Origin of the sequence: Micromonospora sp. NPDC005194 (assembly GCF_040608335.1) — a bacterium.
GTDB lineage: Bacteria > Actinomycetota > Actinomycetes > Mycobacteriales > Micromonosporaceae > Micromonospora.
This window is the reverse complement of record NZ_JBEXIA010000006.1, coordinates 1-23,449: the sequence shown is the minus strand read 5'-3', so window position 1 is coordinate 23,449 and position 23,449 is coordinate 1. Positions and strand designations below refer to the sequence as shown.

Here is a 23,449-nt window from a genome sequence, read left to right as displayed (position 1 = left end):
GGTCCGTGGATCAACTGGCGCGGCGGCTCGGCGTACCCGATGCGGTTGTCATCGGGTTGGGCTCGATGCTCGGCGCGGGCGTCTTCGTGGTCTTCGGCCCGGCCGCGGCGGCGGCCGGCGGCTCCGGGTTGCTGCCCGCGCTGGTGCTGGCCGGCTTCGTCGCCTTCTGCAACGCGACCAGCTCGGCCCGGCTGGCGGCCCGCTACCCGGAATCCGGCGGCACCTACGTCTACGGCCGGGAACGCCTCGGACCGTTGGCCGGCTTCGTGGCCGGCTGGGGTTTCGTGGTCGGCAAGACGGCGAGCTGCGCGGCGATGGCGTTGACCATCGGGGCGTACCTGTGGCCGGGGCAGGCGCGGTTGGTCGCGGTCGGCGCGGTGCTCGCGGTGACGGCTGTGAACCTGCGCGGCATAGGAGGTCCGCGACCCGCAGCGGACCATCCCCCGCGCGGTGCCGCTGGCACTCGGCGCGGTGCTCGCGATCTACCTGGTGCTGGCCGTGGTCACGCTCGGCGTGCTCGGCGCCGACCGGCTGGCCGCTTCGGCAGCGCCCCTGGTCGACGTGGTGACCGCCGCCGGACTGCCCGGCCTGGCCTGGGTGGTCCGCGCCGGGGCCACGATCGCCGTCGTCGGGGTGCTGCTGTCCCTCGTCGCCGGAGTCGGCCGGACCACCCTCGCGATGGCCCGCCGCCGCGACCTTCCCGGCGCGCTGGCCGCCGTGCACCCGGTGCACCAGGTGCCGCACCGCGCCGAGCTGGCCGTCGCCGCCGTGGTGATCGTGGTGGTGCTGCTCGGTGACGTCCGCGAGGCGATCGGCTTCTCCAGCTGCACGGTGCTGGTCTACTACGCGATCACCAACGCGGCGGCGCTCACGCTGGGCCGGGATCGGGAGCGGACGCTACCGGTGCAGGTGCTCGCCGGCCTGGGGCTGGTCGGTTGCCTGCTGCTCGCGGTCAACCTGCCGCTCAGCAGCGTCCTCACCGGGTTCGGCGTGCTCGCCGCGGGCGTCGTCGGGTACGGCCTGCGGCAGCGGAGTCGCTGAGGGGTCCGCCGGGCGCGGCACCGACCTCGTCGCCGACGGCGGGATCGGCTCGCCGCCGGGCGCAGGCCCGGTCGGCCGGGGAACCGGACCGGTGCGGGCGGGCGGGGCGCACTGGGTGGTCAGCCAGTCCAGGCCACGTCGGCGGGCGACCACGGTGAGCCGGTCACCGGCGAAGATCACCTGTCGCGGGTCGAGGTCCCGCCACCAGATCGTCTTCGCGCCGCCGGCCGGGGTCCGGGCGATCAGCCGGACCTGCCCGTCCCGGTTGACCAGGTCCAGGGGTCGACCGTCCAGCTCGGAGCCGGCGGCGACCGGCACCTCGGCAACCGGCAGCGCGTGCCTGTCGACCGGGATCGTGGTGATCACCGCGCGTTCGGTGAGCGCGCCGATGAAGGCCGGTGCGGCCAGGTAGGAAACCGATCGGGACACCCCGAGTGCGAAGGTCTCCTCCACCCGTTCGGCGAAGTCACCGTCGAAGAGCCGCAGCACCACCCGCAGGTCGTCCCGGAGGTCGCGCGCAGCCAGGGCCGCCTCCAGGTTGGCGACGTCGTCGGTGGACGCCACCACCAGCGCCTGGCAGTCGGCCACCGACGCGGCGGTCAGGGTCTCGGGCAGGGCGGCGTCGCCGACGACCAGCGGCACCTCCAACTGGCGGGCCAGGGTCGCGCCGCGCGGCTCCGGATCCTTGTCGATCGCCACGACCTCGACGTCGTACTCGCGGAGCTGTGCCATCACCCGGGTGCCGACGTTGCCCAGGCCGATCACCACCACGTGCCCGGCGCGGGCCGGTTGCAGCCGGCCGGTGTGCAGGGCCAGCCGGGCGTTGACGATGCCGTCCACGACGACCGCGGTGATCAGCGGGATCAGCGCCAGCCCGGCCAGGTTGAGCACCACCTGCATGATCTGCGCGTCGGCCGCCTTGCCGGTGTCCGGGTCGGCGCCGCTGAGCGTGGTGACCAGCGTCAGGTAGAGCGCCTCCAGCGGGGAGACGTCCTCGGCCCGGGAGATCAGCGCGCCGAGCACCACGATGACCGCGAGCACCAGCATCACCGCGATGCCGATCTTGCGGGTGGCGAAGCCGCGTACGGCCCGCAGCAGCACCGCGACCGGGCGGCGACGCCGCCGCGCCCGGACCAGCCGCCGGGCGGCGACCTCGGTGCCCGGCGGCTGCCCGGTCGCCTCGGCGAGCACCAGGTCGGCGCCGGCCTGCTCGGCCGGCAGCAGCTCCATGCCCTGCTCCGAGTCGGGGCGAGCGAGCGCGCACACCACGTCCTGCGGCCGGACGTCGGCCCGCCGCGCCACCCGCAGCGTCTTGTCCCGATGCTGGAAGGAGCTGGGGTCGACCTCGCCGAGCGCGGCGGCCACGAACGCCGGCGCGGCCATCTCGGCGTCGGAGAGCACCTCGACGGGCGCCTTGAGCAGCTTGCGTACGCCATCGGCGAGGGTGCCGTTGAACATCCGCAGCACCTGGCGCACCCGCTGGTCGACGGCCTGGGCGCAGAGCGCGGCGTGCAGGTTGCCGACGTCGTCCTGGTGCAGCAGGGCCAGGCCGGTCGCCCCGGCCAGCCCGGCGGCCTCGAAGGTCGCCACGTCCAGACGCTCCGAGCGGACCACGCGGACCCCACGCAGCCCGGCCACGTCCGGCCCGTTGCGGCGGTAGCGCTCCGGCACCACGACGGTCACCCGGACGCCGCCGGCCGGGAGGTCGGATTCGACCATCGCACGGGCCACGTAGTAGGCGAGCGCGTCCCGGCCGCAGATCACGTAGTGCGGACGCGGATCACCGGCGGCGCGTAGCCGCCAGTTCCACTCGACCGCCCGTCGCGCCCGGTCCCGCCACGGCTCCGCCATGCCCGGATCGTAACCAGCACGACCACACTGGGCGACCCCGCCCGGATCATCCCGAGCACGCATGTCGACCAGGCATGTCGACCGGGGCGGCGGGTAGAGCACCGGGATGCAGACCTTCCTGCCGTACCCGGACTTTCTGGCCAGCGCCCGCGCGCTGGACCAGAAGCGGCTGGGCAAGCAACGGGTGGAGGCCATCCAGGTGCTCCGCGGCCTGACCCGACCCGGGTACGGGTGGCGCAACCATCCGGCGGTGAAGATGTGGGCCGGGTACGAGGAGGCGCTCACCCGCTACGGGCTGGACATGTGTGCCGTCTGGACCGAGCCGGGACGGGCCGACACCTGCGCCACCACGCTGACCGTCGACCTCGCCGCCGCCTGCGGGGCCGGCGTCGTACGCACACAGGACGAGCTGGCCCGCGCTGGTGACCTGCCGCCCTGGCTCGGCCGCGACGACCTGCACCTGAGCCACCGCTCGTCGCTGCTGCGCAAGGACCCGGCGCACTACCGCCCGATCTTCGGCGCCGACGTCCCGGAGGATCTGGAGTACGTCTGGCCCGCGTCCGACCGCCAGCGCCGCTGCCTGCCGTAGGGGAGACTGGGCCGGAAGAGGGAGGTGCGCGTGGCGCTGTCGCGTGTGGTGGGTCGGCTCATCGGCGTACGTCAGCACCAGGTGGACCCGGGCGGAGGTGGCGCCGACCGCGTGCCGGGACCGGTCGCGGCGGTGGTGGTCGGCGGCGGGATCGCCGGCATGTCGGCGGCGGTCGTGCTGGCCGAGCGGGGTGTGGCCGTGACGGTGCTGGAGGCGGCGCCCACGCTGGGCGGGCGGCTCGGCGCGTGGCCCGAGGCGCTCGGCGACGGCGAGCAGCAGAACGAGCATGGCTTCCACGCGTTCTTCCGGCAGTACTACAACTGGCGTTCCATCCTTCGTCGCGTCGAGCCCGACCTGGGCTTCCTCAAGCCGATTCCGGGTTATCCGATCCTCAGTGCACAGTGGCCGACCGAGGAGTTCGGCAGGCTGCCGCCCGCGCCGCCGGCCAACCTGCTGGCGCTGCTGCTGCGCAGTCCCAGCCTGCGCCTGGCCGATCTGCGGTCGATGGACCGGGACGCGGCGTTGCCGCTGCTCACCTACGACCCGGTCCGCACCTACGCGGAGTTGGACGACACCACCGCCGACGAGCTGCTGGCCTCGCTGCGACTGCCGGACCGGGCGCGGGCGATGCTGTTCGAGGTCTTCTCGCACTCGTTCTTCAACCACGAGGCGGAGATGTCGGCGGCCGAGATGGTCGCCCAGTTCCACTTCTACCTGCTCGGCAATCCGGAGGGGCTGGCCTTCGACTGCCCCGACGAGGACTATGCGACCGCGATCTGGCAGCCGCTGACGAGGCACGTGGAGAAGCACGGCGGTCGGGTGCTCACCGCGTCCGGCGCCACGGGGGTGCACCGCGACGGCGAGGGTTGGCGGGTGACGACCACCGACGGCGGCAGCCACCCGGCGGCCCACGTGGTGCTCGCGGTGGATCCGCCGGCCCTGGCCGCGCTGGTGGCGGCCTCCCCCGACCTGGTCGGGCGGGCACCGGAGCTGGCGGCGCGGATGCCCCGCTTCGGCACGCCCGGCCCGCCGTACGCGGTGGCGCGGTACTGGTGCGACGGGGACGTGGCGGCCGACCGGGCCGTGTTCAGCGGCGTGTCGCGGCAGCCCACACTGGACTCGGTGACGCTCTACCACCGGCTGGAGAACGAGTCGCGCCGCTGGGCGCGACAGACCGGCGGTTCGGTCGTCGAGCTGCACGCGTACGCCTGTGAGCCCGGTGTGCCGGCCGAGGAGCTGGCCGAGCGGATGCGCCGCGAGCTGGTGGCGCTCTGGCCGGAGGCGGCTGACCTGCGGGTCCGGGAGCTGCGCGCCCGGGTGGAGGCGCAGGCGCCGGCGTTCACGCCGGGCAGCCACGCCTGGCGTCCGGGGGTGCGCACCGAGGCGCCCGGCGTCTATCTGGCCGGCGACGGGATCGCCACGGACTTCCCGAGCGCCCTGATGGAACGCTCCGCTGCCACCGGGATCATCGCGGCGAACCACATCCTGCGCGCGGAGGGCGCCGCGGCCGAGCCGGTGCGCTCGATCCGGCCTCGGGGCCTGCTGGCCGGGCGGGCCACCCCAAACCGACAAAAAGCAACATAACCGACGGTACGCTGCCGTACGCTCGAATGATCATCTGTCGATCGGCCGGGCGGGAGGGCAGCGGCGATGTCACCACTGCACCGCGTCGGCGCCCAGAGCGTTCCGCTGACCGAGGAGACCGGCCGGGACGACGCGTACCCGCTGCTCCGCGACGAGCGCGCCTGCGTCGTCACCGCGCTGCGGCTGGGCTGGTGGATGGCGGACGCGTACCACCACGGGCAGCACGCCGAACCCGGTCCGACCGTCCCGGCCCACCCACCGGCCAAGCTCTCCAACCTGACCGAGATGTCGCTCCCGCGCCGGATGCGGATGTACCTCGACGGCGTGGACGTCGCGCTGGCCCAGATCTCGGCGCTCACCCGGCACACCGGGCCGCTGCCGGACACGTCCGCCGCCCGGACCCGGCTGCCCGACCTGGACCGGCTGCCCGACCTGGAACAGCCCGACACCGCCGACACCGAACCGCTGCTGCTCGCCCTCGACGACCTCAACGTGGACGTGCTGCGCTGGGCGATGGCCACCAACCTCCGGGTCGGGCTCGCCTACCGGCTGGGCCGGTCCCTGGCCGACACGGTCCGGCCCGGCGACGCCGCCCAACTGCTGCGGCGCTTCGACGGCCGGCAGATCCAGCTCAGCCGGTGGCTGGACGAGCTGGCCAGCGTGCTGCCGCCGTACTCGGCCGCTGTGGTACGCCGCTCGCTGGCCGCCTGGGCGGTCGCGGTGGAACGGGCCGGCCAGGGCGATCCGGCGGAACCCGAACCGGCCGAGCTGAGCCGCGAGCTGCGCAACCAGGGTGACCTCTGGCGCGGCGTGCTCACCGGCGGCCTGCATCCGCGCGACCTGCTCGACGAGGAGGACTACGCGGTGGTCGCCCGGAACCTGATCATCCGGGACCGGCGGCTGGTGGCCCAGGCCGCCCGGGGCATCTTCTGGCCGGTGCTGGTGCCCCTGCTGGTGGTGCTCTTCGCGGTGGTCGGGGTGAGCGCCGCCGCCGCGGCCGGTTCACCGACCACGCGGGCCACCGTCGCCCTGCTCGGTCTGGGCGCCGGGCTGGCCGCCATCTGGCGTTCCGTCTCCGGCCCCGCGCTGGCTGTCGCGGGCGAGGTCAACCGGCCCCTCCTGGACAGCGAACTCACCACGCGGATGGCCCTGCGGCTGGACCGGCCACTGGCCAACGCCCGCCGCGCGGCGGGGGTCGCTACCCCGACCCGGCGCGCTCCCCGGACCCGGCGCGCTCCCCGGACCCGGCGTCAGGGTCGTCCCGAGGAGCCGGGCAGCCCATCGAAATACGTTGCCCCACTCTCCCGTGCCGACCTACCGTGATCGCGCAAGGTCAACCACCGCCGCGGGAGCAGATCATGACGAGGTCGCACGTCACCACCGTGCCGTCGTCGACGCTGCCCGGCGACGGTTGGCGAGCGAAAGGCCCTCGGGCGGGCCGGCCGGACTGACGCGTACCCGTACGCGCCGAGCCGCCCCGTCCGAACGCCGGACCGGGCGGCTCTTCGCTGTCCGTCACCAGCTGGAAAGGAGTCCCGGTGGACGCCGTTCTCGTCATCAACGCCGACCTCGGCCCGTTGCACCGGGTCACCGTTCAGCACGCCGTCCGGATGCTCTGCCGTCGGGTGGCCGAGATCCATGAGGCGGAGCCGGACCAGGTGATCGGCGTCTTCCCGCTGCCCCGAGTGGTGCGGTTGGTCCGCTACGTGGTCACCCGGTGGCGGTTCAGCTCCGGGCCGGCCTGGTCCCGGGCCGGGGTGCTGCGCCGCGACGAGCGCTGCTGCGCGTACTGCGGCGGGGTCGCGTCGACCATTGACCACATCCTGCCGCGCTCGCGGGGCGGCCGGAACACCTGGCGAAACACCACCGCCGCCTGCTACGGCTGCAACCAGCGCAAGGGCGACCGCACCCCGGCGGAGGCGGGCATGCCGCTGCGCCGGGAGCCGGTGAACCCGGGCTGGGCGTCGCTGGCCGGGCGGTGACCGACCGGCCGGCGGGAACGGGGGGCCGCGTCGGGGTACGCCCCGGCGCGGCACCCGCCGGCCCCGGTCAGAGACCGCGTTCCTTGACCTTCGGCTTCGGGCGGCCGCTCGCGCAGTGCACACGGATCTCGCTGCTGTGCTCGGCCGAGGTCAGCTCGACCTGGACCTGCTTCGCCGGGCCGGGGTCGTAGGGCGCCGCCCGATAGCCCGACGTGGGCGTCACCGTGAGCAGTTCGGCCGATCCTCCGAGGCAGCGGACGGTGACCGTTCCGCCCTGGGCCTGCACCGTGACCACCGCAGGGTCGGTGGGCGTGGGCGTGGGCGTGGGTGTGGGCGTCGGCCTGGACGGGGTCGGTGCCGGAGTGGACCTTCCGCCCGAACCCGTCGATGGGCTGGTCCGGGGAACGGCCGGGGTGTTCCGGGCCGACGGGCCGGCCGGCGGACGGGCGGCGGACGGTTCGGGCTGCGCAACGGTCTGCGGCAGCCCCACAGTGGTGGTGCCACCCGTGCCGATGCCGGTTCGTGGAATGGGCCCGTCGTGCTGCCGGGTGCCGTAGTCGCCCAGCGACCCGGCCACCGCCACCGCGGCGATCACCGCGCCGCCGACCGCAAGCGCCACCCGACGCCGACGCCAGGGGTGTCGCTGGGAGGCATCGGTCGGGTCGGCGGTGACACCGGCGGAGGGCTCGGACGGCGCGTCGTCGACCGGCTCATCCTCGTCAGCCGCCGGCCCGCCCTCGGTCGCTCCGCCCGCGGCTGCGGCTACATCCGCCGTCGCCGGCCCGGCGGCAGCTCCGAGCAGGATGCGGGCCGCGTCGGCGGCCGAGGGCCGGTCGGCGGGATCGCGGGCCAGGCACCAGCGGTAGAGCCGGTGGATCTCGGCGGGGACTCCGTCGATCTCGGGCAACGGGTCGGGTTCGACGTGGACGTGGGCACGGAGCATCGCGGTCTGCGCCTCGGTGGCCCAGGGCAGCCGACCGGTGAGCGTCCGGTGCAGGAGCAGGCCGAGGGCGTACACGTCGCAGGCCGGCAGGACCTCGCCGGCCGCCAGGCGCTCCGGTGCGAGGTAGGCGGGCGTACCGAGCAGCCGTCCATCGAAGTCGATCTCGGGGTCGCCGACGGCCGCCGCGATACCGAAGTCGAGCACCTTCGCGCCGGTGGGGGTGAGCATCACGTTGCTCGGTTTCACGTCGCGGTGCACCAGCTCCTGGGCGTGCGCGGCCGCGAGTGCCGTGGCCACCTCGGCGCAGACCCGCAGCGCGGCGCGGGGTGGCAGCGGACCGGCGGCCAACCGTTGTTCGAGGGTGACGCCGTTGAGCAGTTCCAGCACCACGAACGGCACCTGGACGCCGTCGACGACCGACTCACCGAAGTCGTAGACGCCTGTGACGTACGGGTGCGACAACCGGGCCGCCGCCTTGGCCTCGGCCCGGATCCGCTGTCGGGCGTTGGCGTCCGAGGCGACGAGCACCTTCACGGCCACGTCCCGTTCGAGCACCTCGTCGTACGCCCGATGGACCGCGGACATGCCGCCGCTGCCGAGACGCTCCAGGAGCCGGTAGCGGCCCGCAAGCAACCGATCACGCTGCACGACGGACAGCCTGCCGTACCGCCCGCAGCGGACACCACCCGGGATCGAGGTTTCGCAATGGATGGGTCCGCGGTGGCTGCGGCGAAGGGCTCTGGCCATCCACTTTGGCTGCCCGCCGTGTCGATGTGCTGTTGAGCGGTATACCTCAGAGGTATGAATATGACTCTGAGGTATACCGCTTACCACCGCATCCGCCCCCACCGAGGTGACCGAGGGTCACCGCCGGCCGCCCGCTGCGCCAACCGCCCCAAAGGCTAGGAATTACTCGTCTAGGGCTCGAACCACTTGCGGCGACCTGGCCGGCGGGGCGTACCGATGACGAATTGGCGGGCGAAGCCCATGAAGCGGTTGTACAACTCGACGGGGTCGGGCGGGTCCGGCAGGAGGTGGGCCAGATCGACGCTCGCCTCGAACAGGCACGAGGCCATGTCGAGCGTGAGGAGTCTCGGCTCGTCGGCGTACGGCGACGACGAGGCGTAGGCGACGAGCTTCAGCGCTCGGTCGGCCCTCGCCAGGCGAAGCGGGGTGCCCGGCGCTCCGCCATTGCCGCCACGCCCTCCCGGGCCTCGCCGCTGTCCGCCACCTTCCGGTGCCACCAGGCGATCCGTGCCGGTCCGGCCCGGTCGTCGACGATCTCCTTGGCAGCGGCGACGCTCAGCGGCGACCGCTGGGCGATCGTGGCGGTGAGGTCGTCCACCCGTGCGGCGAGCCGGTCGCCCGGCAGCACCTCGTCGACGAGGCCGATCCGCAGGGCGCGGTCGGCGTCGATCAGATCGGCGGTGAACAGCAGGTGCTTCGCCGCCGACGGGCCGACCAGCCGGGCCAGCCGCCGCGTCGTCGGCGCGGGGTAGACCAGCCCGAGCCGGGCCGGGGGTACGCCGAAGCGGGCGTCATCCGAGGCGATCCGCAGGTCACAGGCGACCGCGAGCTGAGCGCCACCCCCGACGCAGGCGCCCCGGATCGCCGCGATCGTCGGCTTGGCGAAGCCGGCCAGCCGCTCCTCGGCGGCCACCGCGATGCTGGTGTCGCCGGCGTCCAGCAGCTCGGCCAGGTCGCCGAGGTCGGCGCCGGCGCAGAAGGCGTCGCCCGCGCCGGTGAGCACCAGGGCCCGTACGTCGGGGTCGGGCTCCAGCCGGTCGAGCAGCTCGGGGAGTTGCCGCCACATGGCAGCCGTCATGGCGTTGCGGCGGGCCGGGTTGTGGATCACCACGGTCGCCACCGGTCCGGTCACCGCGACGGTCAGTTCCGCGTCCGACACGTTCACCCCGAATTCCACGCTGAAGCGAATCTTGGACAGTTTCCGTCAGGAGCTGACGGCAACTGTCCAAGATTGCCAGAAACCTGACGGCGCGGACCCGGCGGCCACCGTTGAGGATGGCCGCCGGGCCCGGCTGTCGGTCAGGTCAGGTCAGATCAGGAGACGTTGAGAGCGGTGTCGTCGACCACGAAGGACGTCTGCAACGAGGAGTCCTCGACGCCGGTGAACTTCAGGCTGACGGTCTGGCCGGCGTACGCGGCCAGCGAGAAGGACTTCTGGCTGTAGCCGGTGGCCTTGTTCAGGTTCGAGTAGGTCGCCAGCGTGGCCAGCACCGTCCCGCCCGAGTTGAGCACCTGCACCGTGAGCTTGTCGTACGCGACGGTGGTGGTGGTCTCGGCCGAGTCGATGTGCAGCCAGAAGCTGACCGTGTACGACGAGCAGCCCGACGGGAGGGCCACCGACTGGGCGAGCGTGTCGGTGTGGCTGGTGCCGTACCCGTTCAGCCACGCCTTGTACGACCCGCCGTGGGCCGCCTGGCCGCTGTCGGTGGTGATCACGCCGGAGCTGGCCGTCCAGCCGGTCGCGCCGGACTCGAAGCCCGGGTTGGCCAGCTTCTGCCCCGGCGCGGTGCAGCCGCCCCCGGTGCCGTTCACGGTCAGCGTGTAGGTGGCGCTGCGGGTGACCGACCCCGCGCCGTTCACGGTGACCGAGTAGGTGCCGGGCGGGGTGCTCGCCGAGGTGCTGATGGTGAGGGTGGACGAGCCGCCCGAGGTCACCGAGGCGGGGCTGAACGCGGCGCTCGCCCCGCTGGGCAGGCCGGACGCGGAGAACGTCACGGTCTGCGCCGTACCGCTGGTGGTGGCGGTCGACACGGTGGTGGAGGCCGCGCTGCCCGGGTTCACCGAGCCGGCGGTCGGCGACAGCGACACGGAGAAGTCGTTGCCGGTGGAGCAGGGTGCGTCGTTGCCGGCCACGTTCACGGCCGTCCAGGCGGCCTGCACGGCCTTGTACTCGGTCGAGCAGCTGCCGTACAGGTCGGTCGCGGCCCGCAGGCTGTAGGCGCGCGCCGTGTTCGCCGGGTTGCTGGTGTTGACGTACGTCGTGTTGGAGGTGAAGTAGACGTCCAGGGCCCGGTACCAGATCTTCTCCGCCTTGGCGCGGCCGATGCCGGTCACCGCCGGGGCGGAGCCGCAGACCGGCGAGGTGCCGTACGAGGTGGCGCCGGTGCCCTCGGCGAGGTTGAAGTAGAAGTGGTTGCCGACGCCGGAGGAGTAGTGCACGTCCTTGTTCTTGGTGCTGGTGGACCAGCAGCTGTCGGACGAGCCGTCCAGCGACGGGTTGTACATGTAGCGCAGGGGCGTGCCGTTGCCGTTGATGTTGATCTTCTCGCCGACCTGGTAGTCGCCCGGGTCGCTCGGCGCGGCGGCGTAGAACTCCATCATGTTGCCGAAGATGTCGCTTGTGGACTCGTTGAGGCCACCGGATTCACCGGAGTAGACCAGGCCAGCCAGCGCCTCGGTGACGCCGTGGCTCATCTCGTGCCCGGCCACGTCCAGCGAGACCAGCGGGCGGGAGTTGCTGGAGCCGTCACCGTAGGTCATCTGGGCGCCGTCCCAGAACGCGTTGACGTAGTTGTTGCCGTAGTGCACTCGGCTGGGCACGCCGCTGCCGTTGCCGAAGATGCCGTTGCGGCCGTGGACGTTCTTGAAGTAGTCGAAGGTCTTCGCCGCACCGAAGTGGGCGTCCACGCCGGCCGACTGCCGGTTGGAGTTGGCGCCGGTGCCCCACGCGTTGTCGGCGTCAGTGAAGGTGGTGCAGGTGGAGGTGCCGTTGTTCATGTCGCAGGTGCGGCCGTTGCCGTGCGACGGGTCGATCATCTGATACGTGCTGCCGGAGAGCGTCGTATCGATGCTGACCGCGCCGGTGTAGATGCCCTGGCCGCTGCCGACCACCGACTCGATCTCGTCGAACGACCCGATGGTCGCGCCTGAGGTGGCGTCGGTGATCACATGCAGCCGCGACGGCGTCTGCCCGTCCGGCTGCCAGCCGCTGACCACCGTCTCCCAGGCCAGCCGGCCCTTGCCGGAGCTGGCGTCGACGAACAGTTCCGGAGCGCCCACGGTCTCGGCCTTGCCGCTGAACCCGGCGCGGGCCGTCTTCTTCGCCGCGGCGGCGGTGACCCGGGCCGTGGTGGGGAGGGTCAGCGGTGCGGCGAGTCCGACCGAACTGCCGGCGTAGGTGCCGTTCGGCGCGGTGTGGATGACGAAGTCACCGCCGTACACCCGGAGTCCCTGGTAGGTCCGGGCGTAGCGGGTGTGCGCTGCGCCGGTGGCGTCCACCTTGGTGCTCAGCACCTGGTAGGACTCGGCGCTCGAACCCTGGACGGCGCCGGGGTTCGTCTGCAAGACGGTCGCCGCTCGGGCCGCGGCGGAGGCGTCCGGCGCGGGAGCGGTGGGTGGGGCGGCGTGCGCCGCGGTGGCGACGCAGGTCAACAGGCCGCTGGTGAGCAGCGCTGCGCTGACGGCCGCGAGGGGTCGTTTCACGTGCCCTCCTGAAAGGAGAAAGGGTGTGACGGGGGTGGTCACGCATGTAGATATAGCGATGTGTTCAAGAAAAGAGAAGGCTTGGACCGCTCGCAGACATTGAGACTGGCCGAACGGATGAGGGCCTTGACAGGGGAACCAACGCTGGCAACGGCACGTCCGACGGACATGAGACCCGCCTCGACGACCGGCGTCACGATTGCGCTCCTGGCCGCCCTCCTGGCCGGCTGCACCGGCACCGACCGGGCCGGAAGCCCCGCCAACCAACCAGCGGCCACCGGCACCCCGCCGCCAGCGACCGCGACACCTACCACTCCGAACGGCACCGCGCCGACCGGCACCGCGCCGACCGGACCCGTGCCACCTGGACCGGGTGCCACCGACGCCGCGGCCGGGCGGGTGACGCTGTTCCGCTCGGGCGGTTTCGCCGGACGCGGCGACACCGTGACAGTCGAACCGGACGGCCGGTGGACGGTGGTGGACCGGGCCGGCAGCCGTCGTACCGGAAAACTCGACGCCGCCGACCTCGGCCGGCTCCGCGGCCTGGCGGCCGACCCCCGGCTGACCACCGAGGCCCGCCGCACGGCCACCGCGACGAGCTGCGCGGACGCGTTCAGCTACCGCCTGACCGTCGGCGTCGTCGAGACCGGGTACGTCGACTGCCCCGCCGATCCCGCGCCGCCGCCGGCCACCCGTGCGCTCGTCGAGCTGCTGCTGCGGGTCACCAGCTGACCGACCGGCAGCTCAGACCAGGTAGTCCGGGGGCAGGCCGGTGCCGCGCAGCTCCGCCGGCAGGTGCGCCACGTCGTTGACGGTGATCAGGTTCGGCGGCCCGGCCGGGCCGTACCGGATGACGGTCAACCCCGCGTTGTGGTGGTTCAAACCCAGCCACCGCCGCTCCGGCGCGTCGAGGGCATGCCGGACCAGCCAGGCGATCAGGAAGGTGTGCGTCACCACCAGCTCACGAACCGGCTCGCCCTCGGCTGCTCCCTCGTCGGCGACCACCAAACCCGTGAAGCGCCGCACCGCCGCCGCCGTCACCCGCGGCCCGTCGGCCCGCTCGGCCGTCGAGAATCCGGCCAGGAAATCGGCGTACGCCGACGGCAGGCCGGCCGGGTCCGTGTCGTGGGGGAGGTGGTCACCGGCCAACTCCGTGGCGTACACCGGAACGCCGGGCAGTGCCGCGGCGACCACCTCGGCGGTCTGCGCGGCCCTGCGCAACGGCCCGTGGTGCACGGCGGCGAACGACCGGCCCCGCAGGCGCTCACCGAGCAGCGTGGCCTGCCGCCGGCCGCGCTCGGACAGGCCGGAATCCGGCTCGGTCGAGTCCGTGTCGGCGTGCCCGGTCAGGTCCTGCTCGCCATGTCGGGTCAGGTACAACAGCCGCGTTCGCATGCCGTACACCCAAACACACCGGAAGGCGCGGGACTGGCCCGCGCCTTCCGGTTTCTTGATCTTGGCGCTACGCCCGGGGGAACATCTGGCCGATGCGGATCTTGTTGCCGAACGGGTCGCGGATGCCGAAGTCGATCCCGTACGGGCGCTCGGTCGGCTCGTCGGTGATCTCGACGCCCTTCGCCACGAGCTCCTCGTGGGTCTTGTGGGCGTCGTCGGTGGTCATGAACAGGTAGCCACCCAGGGCACCCTTGGTGAGCAGCTCCCGCACCTGCTCGGCCGTCGCCGGGTCCATGGCCGGCGGGCCCGGCTTCTCCAGCAGGATCTCGCGCTCCGGGTCACCGGGCAGGTTCACCGTCAACCAGCGCATGAAGCCGAGGTCCTGATCGGTGTTGACCTCCATGCCGAGCTTGTTGACGTAAAAGTCAAGCGCCTGGTCCTGGTCGAGGACGTAGATCTGGGAGCGGCTGATCGCGTTCATCGTCATGCCACGACCGTAGAGGGTGGCCCTGACCTGCTGCTTATCCAAAACTGCTGGGACGCGTCCAGGCCTTGGTGAAGCAGGACGGCACGTTGCCCGCCGCCGCGCGGCGACGCCGGAAATCCGAGGGGGACTCCCCCACGATCTGCCGGAACGTCCGGCTGAACGTGCCCAAGCTGCCGAAGCCGACCGCGTAGCAGATGTCTGTCACGTCCCGGCCCGTTTCCACCAGCAGCGCCATGGCCCGCTCCACGCGGCGGCGTTGCAGGTAGCGGTGTGGCGTCTCGCCGAAGGTGGCCCGGAACGTCCGGATGAAGTGCGCCTCGGAGACGTACGCGATCCGGGCCAACGCTGGGATGTCCAGCGGCTCGGCGTACGCCCGGTCCATCGCGTCGCGGGCACGCAGCATCGCCCGGTTGGACTCCTCCACGGCCCGGCTCACCGCAGGCCGCCCGGCGGAAGGACCGACGTCTGCGTCACGTCCTGGTCGCGCAGCTTGGCGTAGACGACCTCGGACGTGAACCCGCCGATGAACCCGATGGCCAGGACGAAGAAGACCAACTGCCGCGCCGCATCACCGTCGAGCAGGCCCGGGTTGGTGGAGAGCTGCGCCGCGACGAACAGCAGGAAGGCGATGACACCGGCGGCCGAGCCCAACGCCGCCGCCCGCAGCCAGTTGCCACTGCCGTCGTACGCGTTGCGCACGATCGCACCCCACACCGAGGCGAACAGCGGGGCGGCCACGAGAACGGCGACGTTCTGCCATCCGCCGGTCGGAGCGGCGTACGCCAGCGGGATCGTGGCGAGGGCGAGCAGCAGGAGGACCAGCGCGGTGACCAGGCCCGCCACCGTACGCCGCCCGGCAGCCCGCTCGGCCTCGCGGGAGGCGCGTTCCTGCTCGGCGCGGCGCTGCACCTGAGCGCAGAGCGCGGCGACGATCGGCTCGGCGGCGCCCGGCTGCCACGGTCGGGCGAGCAGGGCCACCTCCTCCTCGGTGGCGACGCCACGCTCAGTGCTGAGGCGCTGCCAGACCTTCTCCGCGGCTCCGCCGAACGCGGCGACCGCCGCGACCGGGATGCGCCGGGACAGCCCGATGAGCCCGGCGATGAACGTGGAGCGTTCGCCGCCCACCAGCAGCAACGCGTCGGCCATCAGCAGGGAGCGGTAGAAGCTGACCTCCCAGTCGTCGGTCGACTCGGGCACGACGGTGAACAGCTCCGGGTGCCGCTGGACCTCCTCGAAGTCCACGTCCTGCTGGTACCGACCACGGACCAGGATCGACCCGGGCATCGCCCGGCCGGAGCGGATGTAGCCGCGCACGACGTCCCGTTCCAGGTACTCGGGATCGCCGGAGTACACGACGATGCGGCAGCCCTGGTTGGCGAGTGCCGCACCCAGTTCGGCCGCCGCGGCAGCCGCACCCTCCGGGTCGCGTACGGCGGGCGAGTAGGAGCGGCCCGCCTGGGCACTACCGGCGATAGCGACGACCGGGCTCATGCGACTCCTCGACGGTCGGTGACACCCGAACTATAGGAGTGGCCGACCATCGATGCTCCTGCCGACGGGCCGCCGGGGGGACGAAACCACGGGGTCATTTTTCAGGCGGAGCCGGCATTGCCGCGATTACCGCGCCTTCTCTGCTCGTGCCGCGGCTACGGCGACAAGTTCGCGCAGCTTCTTTTCGGCTGCCGAACTGGCTATCTCCCTGCCAGGCCAGTACTGAACAATGGACGTAACTTCTCCCACCCTCAGCAGGACCCCGTACTTCGTGACAACATTCGGAGCCCGGCCGTACCTGCTGCTTTGCCGCCAAGCGACTGCCTCGTCCCCCGCCCTCGGGGCCGTAACTGGCTGCATCGACATGGTGAAGTCGTACCCGGGGGCGTCACCCCCCTCCTTCCAGGCCCGACACCGGTTGACACCGGCACGGACGCGGGCAATCTCAGCTGCAGCTCCATGCTCGGGATGGACCTTGACAATGTGGTCAAGCCGTTCGCTGTGCTCGGTATCGGAATAACGCCACGAGGCACTGACGAGCGAGCGAGCGCTTCCCTTGCTGTAAATGCCACGCTCCACGCCACTGCAAGCAGGGTTGTCGGTCCGCGATTCCCTTGCAAGATCAGCGACGCTGCCCCGCCATTCACTACCTACATCCTGCCGTGTCAACAGCAATTGCCCCGCCTCGCTATCGACGGTTAGGCTGCCGACCGTCCGAGATGGCTTTGGGGATGGCCTAGGGCTGGCCGCTGACGCAGTGACAGCTGGCGACGAAGGGAACGCGGCCGGACGGGTGGTGCTCTCGCCGCATGCGGCCAGCGAGAGCACGACGACGGCGCCGGCCATCACTGGAGCTACCAAGAGCCTGACCCGCAGCGTCAGCAGCCAGCCAGCAAGACCATGGTGCCGACCCAGCCGTCCAGTGGGAGGCAGTTCGGGGACACGGGCTTTCGGCATGACGAGGACCCTAGCCCCACGCACCCCCAGCACGGACAGACACGCCCCTGACCGGACAGCCACACCGGAATCTGGCGCTCCGTTGAGCCCATGGACGTCCAGCCTTGCTCGTGCGCGTCGTCAGCCCGTCAGTCACTTATGAGCCAACGGTAGTCGTAGCCAATCGCATCCCAGCACTGCCGGACCCATCGCCGTTTGATCGGCGAGGCTGTGCGCCACATGAAGGCAATGCCCCCATGGATGCGTTCGCGGCGCGTCGGATCAAGCCAGGCCGGAAGGTTGTGGCAGAGGTCGGCGAGGGTGTGCACCTGCTCCTGGCGGCGGTTGTCCGGCACGGTCCGATCCCCATCCGATGCTGCCAGGTAGCGAATCATCAGGAGGGATTCCGTCAGTAGGTGCGTGACGGCGGCTTCGGTCGCCTCTTGGTCGTGCCGCGCGAGCGTTAAGTCGTCCTCCTTCGTCCGGCGTAAGCAGTAGCTTGAGACAAGGGAAAACCAGGATCGTCTAGCCGGACGTGTCACGGATCAAGTGACAGCGATCCGTAACACGTCAGATGGAGCCCGACATCGCCGGCGCCAGCAGACCGAGCGGGAAGCGCTGGCGGAGGTGTGGGAGGAGCACGACCTCACCTTTCCATCGGAGCGGGGCACACCGATGGAGCCCACCAACCTCAGTCGCTCCTTCGCCCGGCTCCGCGAGACCGCCGGTCTGCCCGGTGTCCGCCTATACGACCTGCGGCACACAGTCGTCTCGCTGCTGATGGAGCTGGGCGTCCCGCCGCACGTCGTCCAGGCCATCGCCCGGCACCTCGACGTGAAGATCACGCTCAAGGTCTACGCCCACGCCCGCCTTGACGCGATGCGTCAGGCGCTCGGCAAGCTGGACGGACGGCTTTCTTGATCTGATGACCGATAGTCTCCGTTCCATGGCCCTGCTGGCTGGGCGCACCCGACGCTGCCTGCTTTCGGCGCTCCTGTCAGTGGCCTGCGTATTGATGTGCTGCGGAGTCTTCACCTGGCAGGGCGAGTTGCACCAACGACGGGACCAGCGCAAGGCCACGGCCGCCCTGAGCAAGTACCTGGAGCGGGTTCGGGGCACCGATCACCGTGCGGCCTACCAGCAGCTCTGCTCCGACGTGCTACCGGACTACACCGAGTCGGACCATGCCGCGTTCCTTCGAGAGCAGCGACCGTTCGTGTCGTTCTCAATCGGCAGACCGGCGAGGTCCACCGGGATCGACGGTGCCTACCTGACCTTCCCGGTCACCCTGGCCTACCCCGACGAATCGACAGGCGTCGTGCGACTGGCTGTAGGCCTGGAAGAGGGCGGCCCCAAGGTCTGTGATGACGACGATTGGCGGAAGTGACCGACTTTGCCGGGCGCGGACGGCTGCCGGAGACCGGGTTGCTGTCAGCCTTGCTGTCAATCACCGCGCTCCCGGTCCTGCGGTCCGGGAAGTGCCTGGTGGAATTGGAGCCCCCGGCCGGGATCGAACCGGCGACATCTCGCTTACAAGGCGAGTGCTCTGGCCAGCTGAGCTACAGGGGCGCGTGCGTCGAGGTCAGCATAGCGACTGACGTCTGAATATCCCGATCGCGAGGGCTCCCGAGCATGGGAAACGTCAACAACCCGACGCCCGTCGCTTCGAGGAGACGTCGATTGATGCCTGCCCGTGCCCGAGTGCCCGGAATGCGTGGGCAACGGATCACCTCCGCGGGCCGCTCGCCTTGGCAGCACGGGGAAACCCGTTTACCGTGCAGTGACACGGACGACACCACGGCCGCCCCCGCGGCCGACCGCCGTCCGCTGACCGGCACGGGTACGTGCCGGTCGCTCCTTCACTCGGATCGTCCGGCACGTTCCTGCCGGTGAAAGGAAGCGCACCACCATGGCTACGGTCACCTATTCCAAGGCGTCCCGGATCTACCCGGGCACCGAGCGTCCCGCCGTCAACGAGCTGGACCTCGAGATCGGCGACGGCGAGTTCCTCGTTCTCGTCGGCCCCTCCGGTTGCGGCAAGTCCACCAGCCTGCGCATGCTCGCCGGCCTGGAGGACGTGGACGCCGGCTCGATCTACATCGACCAGCGCGACGTCACCCACCTGCCCCCGAAGGCCCGCGACATCGCGATGGTCTTCCAGAACTACGCCCTCTACCCGCACATGACGGTGTACGAGAACATGGCGTTCGCCCTCAAGCTGCGCAAGACCTCCAAGTCGGAGATCGACCGGCGGGTCAAGGAGGCGGCCGGGCTGCTCCAGCTGGAGGAGTACCTCAGCCGCAAGCCGAAGGCGCTCTCCGGCGGTCAGCGTCAGCGTGTCGCGATGGGCCGGGCGATCGTCCGCGAGCCGCAGGTCTTCCTCATGGACGAGCCGCTGTCGAACCTCGACGCCAAGCTGCGGGTGCAGACCCGTACCCAGATCGCCTCGCTGCAGGCCAAGCTGGGCGTCACCACGGTCTACGTCACGCACGACCAGGTCGAGGCCATGACCATGGGCCACCGGGTCGCCGTGCTGCTCGACGGTGTCCTCCAGCAGGTGGACACCCCGCGGGCGCTGTACGACACCCCGGCCAACGTGTTCGTCGCCGGCTTCATGGGCTCTCCCGCCATGAACATCAAGACCGTTCCGCTGAACGAGCAGGGCGCCGAGTTCGCCGAGCTGCACATCCCGCTGACCCGCGAGCAGGTCGCCGCGGCCCGCGCCGAGGGTGGCGACGGCAACGTGACCGTGGGCTTCCGCCCGGAGGACTGCGACCTGGTCAGCCCGACCGAGGGCGGCATGCCGGTCGTCGTCGAGCTGGTCGAGGACCTCGGCTCGGACGCCAACGTCTACGGGCACGCCGCGCTGGGTGGCAACTCGGAGCGCTTCGTCGTCCGCACCGACCGGCGCACCATGCCGAACATGGGTGACACCGTGTTCGTCAAGCCGCGCACCGGCCGCAGCCACGTCTTCCACGCCGCCACCGGCAGCCGGATCTGACGTAACGCCGTACCGCAAAGGGGCGGTCCGCTTCGGCGGGCCGCCCCTTTCGTCGTACCCGGGGACGGCTTCTCACCCCGCGGTGCCAGCACCAATGTGGCTCCGCGGGGTGACTCGGCAGGGCGGGCCGCGCCCGTAGCGTCGCGGCACGCTCAACCCGAGGAGACGCCGTGTCCGCCACCGCCACCGCTCACCCGACCATCCGTTCCCGGCCGTACCGGACCGCCCGCCTGGCCGGCCGCAGCCTCGCCTACTGCGCGACGCTGGCGCCGGTCGCCCTGCTCGCGCTGGTGACCGCCCCGGTGGGTGGGGCCGGTGCCGCCGCCGCGCGGTGGCGGACCCTGCGTACCGGGCTGCTCGGAGCGCCGCCGACGCCCGCAACCGGCCGGCGGCCCGGCCCGGTCGCGGTGCTCGGCCACGGGCTGCTCAGTCTGCTGCTCGGCGTCGTGGCCCTCGTGCCACTCGGCGTCGAGCTGCTGATGGTGCTGCGCGGCGTGCTGTACGGCATCGTCGACAGCGGTCCGTACGACCACTCCTGGGGTGGCCCGACCCGGGCCGGTGCGTGGCTGGCGCACTTCCTCGTCGGCCTGCCGATGGCCGCCGCAGCCCTGCTCGCGTTGATCGGCATCGCCGCCGTGCACCAGCGGCTGACCCGACGTCTCGACGGGGAGCGCGCTCCGGCGTGGCTGATACCGGTCACGCTGCTGATCGCGGTGGCCGGGGCGCTGCTCTTCGTCGCCTGGACCCACCAGATCTGACGACGAGGCCCCCTCCCGCACCGGGCGGGAAGGGGCCTCGTCGACGTCGTTACAGCTCGACCGAGCGGCGGCGGGCGACCTCGGCGAGGGTGACCGCGGCGGCCACGCTGGCGTTGAGCGACTCCACCTCGGAGATCATCGGGATGCTCACGGTCAGGTCGCAGGTCTCGCCGACCAGCCGGGACAACCCGCGCCCCTCGGAGCCGACCACCACCACCAGCGGCCCGACAGCGGCCTCCAGGTCGTACAGGTCGGTGTCGCCGTCGGCGTCCAGGCCGACCACCATGAAGCCGGCGTCCCGGCACGCCTTCAGCGACCGGGTCAGGTTGGTGACCTGCGCCACCGGCACCCGCGCGGCCGCGCCGGCGCTGGTCCGCCAGGCGGTCGCGGTGATCCCGGCAGCCCGCCGCTCGGGTACGAAGACACCCTGCGCGCCGAACGCGGCGGCCGAACGGATCACCGCGCCCAGGTTGCGCGGGTCGGTGACCCCGTCCAGCGCCACCAGGAGCGGCGCCTGCTGCTCCAGGGCCGCGGCGACCATGTCCTCGAAGGGTTGGTACGCGAAGGGCGGCACCTGCAAGCCGACGCCCTGGTGCAGCACGCCGCCGGTCATCCGGTCCAGCTCGGCGCGGCTGATCTCCAGGTTGGCGATGCCCCGGTCGGCGGCCGTCCGGATGATCTCGTTGATCCGGTCGTCCATGTCGATGCCCTGGGCGACGTAGAGCGCCGTCGCCGGCACCTGGGCGCGCAGCGCCTCCAGCACCGGGTTGCGCCCGACCAGCAGCTCCGGGGTGTCCTTGGACGGGTTGGACTTGCGCCCCGGCGCGACCCGGGGACCGGTCCGGCCGGCGGTCGGCCGACCACCCCGACCCGCGGCGCCACCCCGACTCGCTGGTACGCCCCGGCCACCACCCTTGCCCCAGGTGGTGTCCTTGCTGCCCGGCTGACCGATCTTCGGGGCACGCCCCTCCTCGGCCGCCGCCCGGCGCTCCTTGTCCTGCTTCCAGGCGGTGCGCTGCGGCAGCTTCTCGGTGCCCGAGTAACCCTTGTGCCACGGCCGCTCGTCGGCGGGCAGAGTGCGCCCGCGTCCGGCGAGGGAGTCCTTGTTCTTGCCGCCGGTGCCCTTGGGGGCACCTGCCTTCGGCGTCAGACGCCGGCCACGGCGCTGCGAGTTGCCGGCCATCAGTCCTGCTCTCCAATAGTCCAACGGGGGCCCTGGGGTGTGTCCTCGACCACCACGCCGGCCAGCTTGAGCTGGTCGCGTACCGCGTCGGCGGCGGCCCAGTCCTTGCGGCCCCGGGCCTGCGCGCGCTGCTCCAGGGCCAGCGCGATCAGGGAGTCCACCACGGCGCGCAGATCGTTCGAGCTGCCGCCACCGGTCCAGGCCTCGTCGAAGGGGTCGATGCCGAGGATATCCAGCATCGCCCGTACCGCGGCCAGGGTGGTGCGGACGGTCACATCATCGCCGGTGCTCAGCGCGGTGTTGCCGTCGCGCAGGTGCTGTTGCAGCACGGCCAGCGCGGCGGAGGTGTTGAGGTCGTCGTCCATGGCCGCGACGAAGCCGGCCGGCAGCTCACCGAACTGCCCGGTGCCCACCCGCTCGGCGGCCCGCTGCACGAAACCCTCGATCCGCCGGTACGCGGTGGCCGCGTCGCGCAGCGAGTCCTCCGAGTAGTCGATCACCGAGCGGTAGTGGGCGGCGGCGTAGTAGTAGCGCAGCTCCACCGGCCGCACGCCGAGCGAAGCCACGTACGCCAGGTCGAGCGCGTTGCCGGCGGACTTGCCCATCTTGGCCCCGCCGATGCTGAGCAGCCCGTGGTGCACCCAGTAGCGGGCGAACGGCAACCCGGCCGCCTGGGACTGGGCGATCTCGTTCTCGTGGTGCGGGAACGTCAGGTCCAGACCGCCGCCGTGGATGTCGAACTCCGGGCCGAGGTAGCGCCAGCACATCGCCGAGCACTCGATGTGCCAACCCGGGCGGCCCAGCCCCCACGGCGACGGCCAGTACGCGTCCGCCGGCTCGTCCGGCTTGGCGCCCTTCCAGAGGGCGAAGTCGCGCGGGTCACGCTTGCCCCGGTCGGGGGCGTCCCCCGCCGACTGCATCGCGTCCGGCGACTGACCCGACAGCGACCCGTACGCCGGCCAGGACGCCACGTCGAAGTAGACGTCACCGGAGCCGTCGGTGGCCGGGTACGCGTGCCCGTCCGCGATCAACTTCGTGATCAGCTGGTGCATCTCGGGGATGTGCCCGGTGGCGCGCGGCTCGTAGGTGGGCGCCAGCACGTTCAACGCCCGGTACGACTCGGCGAGGACCAGCTCGTTGGCGTACGCGATCGACCAGAACGGCCGACCCCGCTCCCCCGCCTTGACGAGGATCTTGTCGTCGATGTCGGTCAGGTTGCGGATGAACGTGACCTCGTAGCCGGCGGCCAGCAACCAGCGGCGCAGCACGTCATAGTTGACGCCGGAGCGGAGATGGCCGATGTGCGGCGGCGCCTGGAGGGTGAGACCACACAGGTAGACCCCCACCTTGCCGGCTTCCCGCGGGACGAAGTCCCGCACCGATCGGGTGGCGGTGTCATACAGGCGTAGCGTCACCGTACAAGGGTAGCCGTCCGTGCCTGTCCGGGCCCGCCGGTGCCGGGTCGTACGCTGCGTGCTGTGGATGAGACGGCGGGGTCCGGCCGGGCCGGGGAGACGTCCCAGACTCTCGACCGGGGTCTGCGACTGCTGCACCTGGTCGCCGACGCGCCGGCCGGGTTGACCGTCACCGAGGTGGCGACGCGACTCGGCATCGGCCGGGCGGCCGTCTACCGGCTCGTCGGCCCGCTGACCGGGCACGGCATGCTGCGCCGCGACAGCGACGGCCGGCTCCGCCTCGGCGCCGGGGTGCTGCACCTGGCCCGACGCGCCCAGCCGCTGCTCGCCGAGGGGGCGCTGCC

21 protein-coding genes, 1 tRNA gene and 2 pseudogenes are annotated in these 23,449 nt (G+C 71.9%); 11 read left to right on the top strand and 13 right to left on the bottom strand.

Annotated features, from left to right (window positions below; all coding sequences use genetic code 11):
* Positions 1-5 precede the first annotated feature (5 nt).
* Positions 6-1,041: pseudogene (locus ABZU53_RS06805) on the top strand (APC family permease).
* A gap of 45 nt (positions 1,042-1,086) precedes the next feature.
* Here ABZU53_RS06805 and ABZU53_RS06800 read toward each other — a convergent pair.
* Positions 1,087-2,892, bottom strand: a pseudogene (locus tag ABZU53_RS06800) (NAD-binding protein); the annotation flags it as partial.
* Between the two features lie 106 nt (positions 2,893-2,998).
* On the opposite strand from ABZU53_RS06800, the gene ABZU53_RS06795 reads away from it, so the two are divergent.
* From ABZU53_RS06795 to ABZU53_RS06780, 4 genes are all read left to right on the top strand, one after another.
* Positions 2,999-3,481 (top strand): MSMEG_6728 family protein, encoded by a 483-nt coding sequence (locus ABZU53_RS06795; protein ID WP_355064385.1) that lies wholly within the window; start codon positions 2,999-3,001, stop codon positions 3,479-3,481.
* 30 nt (positions 3,482-3,511) lie between these two features.
* Entirely contained in the window at positions 3,512-5,065 is a 1,554-nt protein-coding gene (locus ABZU53_RS06790; protein ID WP_355064383.1) for an FAD-dependent oxidoreductase, read from the top strand.
* A gap of 66 nt (positions 5,066-5,131) precedes the next feature.
* The gene (locus ABZU53_RS06785) at positions 5,132-6,388 is read left to right on the top strand and encodes a hypothetical protein (protein WP_355064381.1); all 1,257 of its coding nucleotides are present in this window, start codon (positions 5,132-5,134) and stop codon (positions 6,386-6,388) included.
* 215 nt (positions 6,389-6,603) lie between these two features.
* Positions 6,604-7,047, top strand: coding sequence for an HNH endonuclease (locus ABZU53_RS06780; RefSeq protein ID WP_355064380.1), 444 nt, complete (start codon positions 6,604-6,606; stop codon positions 7,045-7,047).
* 67 nt (positions 7,048-7,114) lie between these two features.
* Here the strand turns inward: ABZU53_RS06780 and ABZU53_RS06775 are convergent, their stop codons facing one another.
* The 4 genes from ABZU53_RS06775 to ABZU53_RS06760 form a co-directional block, all read right to left on the bottom strand.
* Complete coding sequence (locus tag ABZU53_RS06775; protein WP_355064378.1) at positions 7,115-8,638, bottom strand: serine/threonine-protein kinase; 1,524 nt, start codon at positions 8,636-8,638, stop codon at positions 7,115-7,117.
* Between the two features lie 269 nt (positions 8,639-8,907).
* A complete protein-coding gene (locus ABZU53_RS06770; RefSeq protein WP_354857371.1) occupies positions 8,908-9,066 on the bottom strand; it encodes a hypothetical protein in 159 nt (52 codons plus the stop codon).
* 62 nt (positions 9,067-9,128) lie between these two features.
* Complete coding sequence (locus ABZU53_RS06765) at positions 9,129-9,902, bottom strand: enoyl-CoA hydratase/isomerase family protein (RefSeq protein ID WP_355064571.1); 774 nt, start codon at positions 9,900-9,902, stop codon at positions 9,129-9,131.
* A gap of 149 nt (positions 9,903-10,051) precedes the next feature.
* Positions 10,052-12,439, bottom strand: coding sequence for a M4 family metallopeptidase (locus ABZU53_RS06760; protein WP_355064376.1), 2,388 nt, complete (start codon positions 12,437-12,439; stop codon positions 10,052-10,054).
* A 168-nt stretch (positions 12,440-12,607) separates the two neighbouring features.
* Between ABZU53_RS06760 and ABZU53_RS06755 the strand changes: the two genes are divergently transcribed.
* On the top strand, positions 12,608-13,171 hold the full coding sequence (locus ABZU53_RS06755; protein WP_355064374.1) for a hypothetical protein: 564 nt from the start codon (positions 12,608-12,610) through the stop codon (positions 13,169-13,171).
* A gap of 12 nt (positions 13,172-13,183) precedes the next feature.
* Here ABZU53_RS06755 and ABZU53_RS06750 read toward each other — a convergent pair whose 3' ends face one another.
* The 5 genes from ABZU53_RS06750 to ABZU53_RS06730 all read right to left on the bottom strand — a co-directional run bounded on the left by ABZU53_RS06750 (position 13,184) and on the right by ABZU53_RS06730 (position 17,143).
* Positions 13,184-13,834, bottom strand: coding sequence for a histidine phosphatase family protein (locus tag ABZU53_RS06750; RefSeq protein WP_355064372.1), 651 nt, complete (start codon positions 13,832-13,834; stop codon positions 13,184-13,186).
* Between the two features lie 67 nt (positions 13,835-13,901).
* On the bottom strand, positions 13,902-14,321 hold the full coding sequence (locus ABZU53_RS06745) for a VOC family protein (protein ID WP_354857380.1): 420 nt from the start codon (positions 14,319-14,321) through the stop codon (positions 13,902-13,904).
* Between the two features lie 34 nt (positions 14,322-14,355).
* Positions 14,356-14,757, bottom strand: a complete 402-nt coding sequence (locus ABZU53_RS06740) for an AraC family transcriptional regulator (protein WP_355064370.1) — start codon at positions 14,755-14,757, stop codon at positions 14,356-14,358.
* Positions 14,754-15,812: a hypothetical protein gene (locus tag ABZU53_RS06735; RefSeq protein ID WP_355064368.1), complete on the bottom strand. Its 1,059-nt coding sequence runs from the start codon at positions 15,810-15,812 to the stop codon at positions 14,754-14,756. The genes ABZU53_RS06740 and ABZU53_RS06735 overlap by 4 nt, the downstream gene beginning before the upstream one ends.
* 1,085 nt (positions 15,813-16,897) lie before the next feature.
* Entirely contained in the window at positions 16,898-17,143 is a 246-nt protein-coding gene (locus ABZU53_RS06730; RefSeq protein WP_355064367.1) for a hypothetical protein, read from the bottom strand.
* Between the two features lie 154 nt (positions 17,144-17,297).
* Between ABZU53_RS06730 and ABZU53_RS06725 the strand changes: the two genes are divergently transcribed.
* Complete coding sequence (locus ABZU53_RS06725; RefSeq protein ID WP_355064365.1) at positions 17,298-17,669, top strand: tyrosine-type recombinase/integrase; 372 nt, start codon at positions 17,298-17,300, stop codon at positions 17,667-17,669.
* A 25-nt stretch (positions 17,670-17,694) separates the two neighbouring features.
* Positions 17,695-18,135 (top strand): hypothetical protein, encoded by a 441-nt coding sequence (locus ABZU53_RS06720; RefSeq protein ID WP_355064363.1) that lies wholly within the window; start codon positions 17,695-17,697, stop codon positions 18,133-18,135.
* Between the two features lie 105 nt (positions 18,136-18,240).
* Here the strand turns inward: ABZU53_RS06720 and ABZU53_RS06715 are convergent.
* Positions 18,241-18,317, bottom strand: a tRNA-Thr gene (locus ABZU53_RS06715).
* 340 nt (positions 18,318-18,657) lie between these two features.
* On the opposite strand from ABZU53_RS06715, the gene ugpC reads away from it, so the two are divergent.
* Together ugpC and ABZU53_RS06705 are read left to right on the top strand one after the other, a co-directional pair.
* A complete protein-coding gene (ugpC, locus tag ABZU53_RS06710) occupies positions 18,658-19,749 on the top strand; it encodes a sn-glycerol-3-phosphate ABC transporter ATP-binding protein UgpC (RefSeq protein ID WP_354857386.1) in 1,092 nt (363 codons plus the stop codon).
* Positions 19,750-19,919: 170 nt separating this feature from the next.
* Positions 19,920-20,507: a hypothetical protein gene (locus tag ABZU53_RS06705; protein ID WP_355064361.1), complete on the top strand. Its 588-nt coding sequence runs from the start codon at positions 19,920-19,922 to the stop codon at positions 20,505-20,507.
* A 49-nt stretch (positions 20,508-20,556) separates the two neighbouring features.
* Here ABZU53_RS06705 and rlmB read toward each other — a convergent pair whose 3' ends face one another.
* Entirely contained in the window at positions 20,557-21,690 is a 1,134-nt protein-coding gene (gene rlmB / locus ABZU53_RS06700) for a 23S rRNA (guanosine(2251)-2'-O)-methyltransferase RlmB (protein WP_355064359.1), read from the bottom strand.
* Positions 21,690-23,105 (bottom strand): cysteine--tRNA ligase, encoded by a 1,416-nt coding sequence (cysS, locus tag ABZU53_RS06695; RefSeq protein ID WP_355064357.1) that lies wholly within the window; start codon positions 23,103-23,105, stop codon positions 21,690-21,692. Before cysS ends, rlmB begins: the two co-directional genes overlap by 1 nt.
* A 63-nt stretch (positions 23,106-23,168) precedes the next feature.
* On the opposite strand from cysS, the gene ABZU53_RS06690 reads away from it, so the two are divergent.
* Positions 23,169-23,449 (top strand): helix-turn-helix domain-containing protein (locus tag ABZU53_RS06690; RefSeq protein WP_355064355.1); only part of this gene is annotated, 281 nt, incomplete at its 3' end.